This window comes from Clostridium sartagoforme AAU1 (genome assembly GCF_000401215.1).
In the GTDB taxonomy this organism is placed as follows: Bacteria; Bacillota; Clostridia; order Clostridiales; family Clostridiaceae; genus Clostridium; species Clostridium sartagoforme.
Genome location: NZ_ASRV01000054.1, coordinates 1 through 5281 on the forward strand (window position 1 = coordinate 1; position 5281 = coordinate 5281).

General features: G+C 28.8%; 7 protein-coding genes. 2 read left to right on the forward strand and 5 right to left on the reverse strand.

Annotated features, from left to right (window positions below):
• Nucleotides 1-204: 204 nt before the first annotated feature.
• The 4 genes from A500_RS04885 to A500_RS04900 all read right to left on the reverse strand — a co-directional run bounded on the left by A500_RS04885 (nt 205) and on the right by A500_RS04900 (nt 2508).
• Complete coding sequence (locus A500_RS04885; RefSeq protein ID WP_016206473.1) at nt 205-618, reverse strand: HutP family protein; 414 nt, start codon at nt 616-618, stop codon at nt 205-207.
• Nucleotides 619-716: 98 nt separating this feature from the next.
• Nucleotides 717-1169: a MarR family winged helix-turn-helix transcriptional regulator gene (locus A500_RS04890; RefSeq protein ID WP_016206474.1), complete on the reverse strand. Its 453-nt coding sequence runs from the start codon at nt 1167-1169 to the stop codon at nt 717-719.
• Between the two features lie 129 nt (nt 1170-1298).
• Entirely contained in the window at nt 1299-2006 is a 708-nt protein-coding gene (locus tag A500_RS04895) for an MgtC/SapB family protein (protein ID WP_016206475.1), read from the reverse strand.
• Nucleotides 2007-2103: 97 nt separating this feature from the next.
• Nucleotides 2104-2508 (reverse strand): hypothetical protein, encoded by a 405-nt coding sequence (locus A500_RS04900; RefSeq protein ID WP_016206476.1) that lies wholly within the window; start codon nt 2506-2508, stop codon nt 2104-2106.
• A gap of 288 nt (nt 2509-2796) precedes the next feature.
• Between A500_RS04900 and A500_RS04905 the strand changes: the two genes are divergently transcribed.
• On the forward strand, nt 2797-3117 hold the full coding sequence (locus tag A500_RS04905) for a YqfO family protein (protein WP_016206477.1): 321 nt from the start codon (nt 2797-2799) through the stop codon (nt 3115-3117).
• Nucleotides 3118-3244: 127 nt separating this feature from the next.
• Entirely contained in the window at nt 3245-4513 is a 1269-nt protein-coding gene (locus A500_RS04910) for an FAD-dependent oxidoreductase (protein WP_016206478.1), read from the forward strand.
• Nucleotides 4514-4584: 71 nt separating this feature from the next.
• Here A500_RS04910 and A500_RS04915 read toward each other — a convergent pair.
• Nucleotides 4585-5281 (reverse strand): BclA C-terminal domain-containing protein (locus A500_RS04915; protein WP_016206479.1); only part of this gene is annotated, 697 nt, incomplete at its 5' end.

Consider the following 5281-nt stretch of genomic DNA (forward strand, 5'->3'; position numbering starts at 1 on the left):
ATTTCATACACTCTTAAGTTTTTCCTACCTTACCTTCGTTGGATAGACCTACCACTAATTTTCGTAATAACTTCGTATAATGTATGCTATACGGTAAGTTTATTTATCATATGATATCACATTTGCATTTTTTTGTAAATAATTATTTTATAAAAAAAGGCTAAGATGCTACTTTTATTAACATCTTAACCTTGCTTATTTTATTTATTCAGGTACAGCTCTATGCCCTATTCCAATTACAACTTCATCTAAATGCAAAAGTCCAACACTTAGAAATATACATATACTTAAGTGCTGCCCCTTTCTTGCAATTCCTACTTTTCCCCCAACATTTTGTCCACTCGCTTTACTCCATACCTGCATAAGTGCATCCCTAGTTGCACCTATGACTCCACCTTCATGTAGATGTTCTTCTCTAATTACTCCATTTCTTTTTGCAGCAACTAAAGCTCTTTCTAATATTTTAGAAGTTGAATCATTTATATTTCCACCTATATTTACAGCTGTAACAAGTATTCCTTTTTTCTTAAACTCTATTTTTAATTCATCTTCTTCTTCTCTTGATGAAATGGCCATTCTTGTTGCATATTTAGCAACCTCTAAACTATTGTTTACCATGATATCCTCCCATACTTCAATTATTACATACTAATAATAACACAAATATTATTTTACATATAGTACAATTAACTTACGAAGTTATCTAAGTAAGAATATCATTTTATATTTTCACACTTATCTTTAAAATAAATGTTTAGCTTTTCTAAAGAATTTATTAAAACTTCTTTTTCATCTTCTGAAAGTCCATCCATCATAGTTTTTACCATTTCATTATGAAATCTGTCATGCAATCTATGAGCAACCTTCCCCTTTTTGGTTAATTCAACTAAAACTACTCTTCTATCTTCTTCTATTCTCTTTCTATCTACGTAACCTTTTTTTATCAATCTATTTATTGATGTAGTTAATGTTCCAACCGTTATACCTAAATCTTGTGCAACTTCACTCATCATTCTTTGATCTTTTCTTCCTATTGTTTCAATAGTATGCATCTCTCTTACTGATAAATCTGAAAAATGTCCACTTCGTAAGGTTTTTTCCTCGATTTGTAGTATTTCGTTAAATATCTTTACAAGTAATTCATTTACTACATTTCTATGTCTTTCCATAATGATTATATCCCATCCTTTTCTATAGTTCATTACTTAAATAATAATCTAATATAAACTAAAATTCAATTGTATAATTAATATTTATATATAAAATATTTTGATTAGCAAAACTTTATTAAAATATCATTATATTATATCAATTGATATTATCTTTTTATTATTTTGCAATTCTATTAAAACCTTCTCAAGATTAATATATCCTGGTTTTATTATTGTATATACTGCATAAACTTCTTTAACTATACCTTCTTCTTTTTCTAATAAATATTCTACAAGTTTAATTTTTAGATTCTTGTTTTCTAAGTATTTTTGTATTTCTAATTTTAAGTTTTCTTCATTGCAATATCTTATACCTAGTTTTTGTATTATATTTTTTGATATGAACTTATTTTCTATCCTCTTTAAAAATACTAATATTATCACAATTATTATTGCTCCAAAAATACTAATATAATACTCCCCCATACCTATACTCAGTCCTAGACAAGAAACTATCCACAAGGTTGCAGCTGTAGTTAATCCTTTTATATTTCCTTTATTATGCATTATAGTACCAGCACCTATAAACCCCACTCCTGTTATTACTTGCGATCCAAGTCTTCCATAATCAATCTTTATTACTTCACTCAAATTTTGATTTTTCTCTATAATTTCTATAGCCTTATTTCCAATGTCTATCTGTAATAAAGAAACTATTGTCGCTCCAAGGCAAACCAATATATGTGTTCTAAATCCTGCTGCTCTATTTTTCACCTCTCTTTCATATCCTATTACTCCTCCAATAATAACTGCCAAAATCAATCTTACTATTATTTCTTTAATATCAAGTGTCATATAAAACTTCCTTAAATTTCTATATATATTATTTATATAATTTAATTGCAAATTTTGATTATTAAAAATAAAGGAGCTTATTTTTAGCTCCTTCCACTTAAATCATTGTAATTGATAATAATGTTATTAATATTCCTATAAAAATTGTTAGATAATAAAAATTGTAAACATTTTCAATTTCATACACTCTAAGTTTTTCTACCTTACCTCTTGGATAGACTACCTCAATTTCATCTCCTCTTTCTAAGTTAATCTTATCACTTATATATGAAAGTGTTACTCTTACCTTTCTATCTCCTTCTTGTATTTCTAATATTGGATATAAACTTGCATTATAAATTGTGTTATATTCAGCTCCTGGCATTAAATAGGTATAACTTTCAAAACCTATCACCTTAGCCTTCTTAATTATCGATTTTCTATTTAATAACATAACTCTAATTAAATTGATAACAGTAACTAAAGTTAATATTACTCCAATAATTGTTAATATTACTCCCATTCCAACCCCTCATTTCAAATATTTTATATCTTCACTAATATAGTATGCTATATCTTTTTAAAAGATATATGATATGTTATTTTTCATATTTTTCTAATATTTTCTTTAATTATCTACTATTTTTTAATACAGCTTTTATTATTTATAATAATTTATTAGTTTTTTTAGGCATTTTATGAGACTTTTTAAATTTAACTTTTATTCCTAATAGACATTTATCTCGTTTACTATTTCTAATTAATAAGTTATTATTTAATTATAGCTATTATTAGGGGGTCTACTAATTATATGAATTATACTAAAGTTAAGTTTGAAATATATGTTCCTTTTGATTATGTAAATAAATTAAGAGAAGCTATAAACAGAACAGGAGCTTTAACTATTGGAAATTATGATAATTGCATGTCAGTAAGTGAAGTTTCTGGTTATTTTAAACCTTTAAATGGCGCTAATCCTTTTCTTGGTAAAGAAAATAACTTATCTATTGAAAAAGAAGCTAAAATAGAGTTTAGATGCGATAAAGATTTAGCTTTTGAAGTTATTAATGTTATAAAAAATCTTCATCCATATGAAGAACCTATTTATAACATACTTCCAGTAATAAATTAGTATTAAAAATACAAAGAGCTACTGTAAAGTAGCTCTTTGTATTTTTTAATATTAACTATATTTATAGTACCCATTTTTATATAGTTAGAATAGTTTATTATAAATACTAATATTTGAGGTATAAACAATGAAGATTATTATAATAGGTGGTGGTTTTGCTGGTTGTCAAGCCGCTATACAGGCAAGAAAAATGGGGGCTGAAGTTGATATTTTAGAAAGAACCGATATGCTTTTAGGAGTTGGAAATGTAGGCGGAATAATGAGAAATAACGGAAGATTTACAGCTGCTGAAGAATTATCTTTTCTAGGTGCTGGTGAATTAATTGATATAATGGATTCTCTAGCTCTCCATACAAATATAGATTTTTCTGGTCATAAACATGCTAACTTAACTGATATAGGTAAAGCTGAACCTGAAATTAGAAGATATATCTTATCTTTAGGGATTAATATTCACTTTAAAAGTAGAGCCATCAATGTTACTTTAGATAATAAATATGTAAAAAAAATAAAATTAGCTGATAATTCATTTATAGAAGCAGATGCATTTATAGAAACTACAGGTTCAACAGGCCCTATGTTGAATTGTAATAGATATGGAAATGGTTGTTCTATGTGTGTTCTTAGGTGCCCAACCTTTGGTGGTAGAGAAAGTTTAAGTGCTAAAGCTGGTGTAGAAGATATTATCGGTGAAAGATCTAACGGTACTCCTGGAGCAATGAGCGGTTCATGTGAACTGCCACGTGAATCTTTATCTGAAGATATTCTAAACCTTTTAGATAAATATGGAGTTGCTATCTTACCTGTTCCTAAAGAAGATATAAATTTAGATAAGCTTAGTCAAAAAGTATGTCAGCAATATGCATTAAAAGATTTTGCTGAAAATGTTATTTTATTAGATACAGGACATATTAAACTTATGACTTCTTATTATCCTTTGGATAAGCTTAGAAAAATACCTGGTCTTGAAAATGCAAGATATATAGACCCTTTATCTGGAGGAATTTCTAATTCAATTAGATATCTATCATCTAGTCCTAGAGATAATACTATGAGGATATTAGGATTAAATAATATGTTTTGTGCTGGTGAGAAATCCGGATTTTTTGTAGGGCATACTGAAGCTATGGTAACAGGAGCATTAGCAGGATATAATGCTGTAAAATATACTTTAAATGAACCACTATTAATTTTACCTAGAGAGCTATCAATAGGTGATATAATTGCTTTTGCAAATGAAACTTTAAATATGGAAAATGGTAAAAGTCTTAGACATACATTTTCTGGTGGAGAATATTTTGAAAGGATGAAAAAATTAAATTTATATACAACAGATAAAAAATTAATCCTAAAAAGAGTTAATTCCTTATCATTATTAAATATATTTAATAAATAGTATAATAAAGAGATATATGGATATTGAAAATATAACCACATATCTCTTTGATTTTTGTTATATTATTAATCTTAATTACTTAATTTAATAATATTAAATTGTGCACCTACTGCTGGTGTTAATACTAAAGTCAATGCAACCGATGAGTTATTACGCAATGTTAATACATCTCCTGCCGTTAAAGTTAATATAACTGTTCCACTTATCTCTCCAGTAGCTATTAGTGCTAAAATATTAGTTGCTGGCCTTATTGTTCCATTTACTGCAATTGCAATTGCTGCACCTACTCCCGCTGTAATAAACATATTATAAGTTATTTTATATCTTCCAGAGGTGGGAATTGCTATATCTGTTGAACCTGCTGCATGAGTTATTCCTAATAAAGGTCCATTATTACTAAAAGGAACATTTGAACCACCTAAAATAGTAGCTGCTCCGAGTGTTGCTAAATTATATACATATCCATAAGTTGATATTCCTGAACCAGTTTCTCCAGTAGCTCCGGTTATTCCTGTTGCCCCAGTTACGCCTGTCACTCCAGTTACTCCCGTTGCTCCGGTTATTCCTGTTGTTCCTGTTACCCCGGTTGCTCCCGTTATTCCTGTTGCTCCCGTTATTCCTGTTACTCCCGTTGATCCGGTTGGTCCTGTCGCTCCTGTTACTCCTGTTATTCCGGTTGCTCCTGTTGCTCCCGTTAATCCTGTTACTCCCGTTGCTCCCGTTGCTCCCGTTGCTCCGGTTATTCCTGTTGCCCCAGTTACGCCTGTC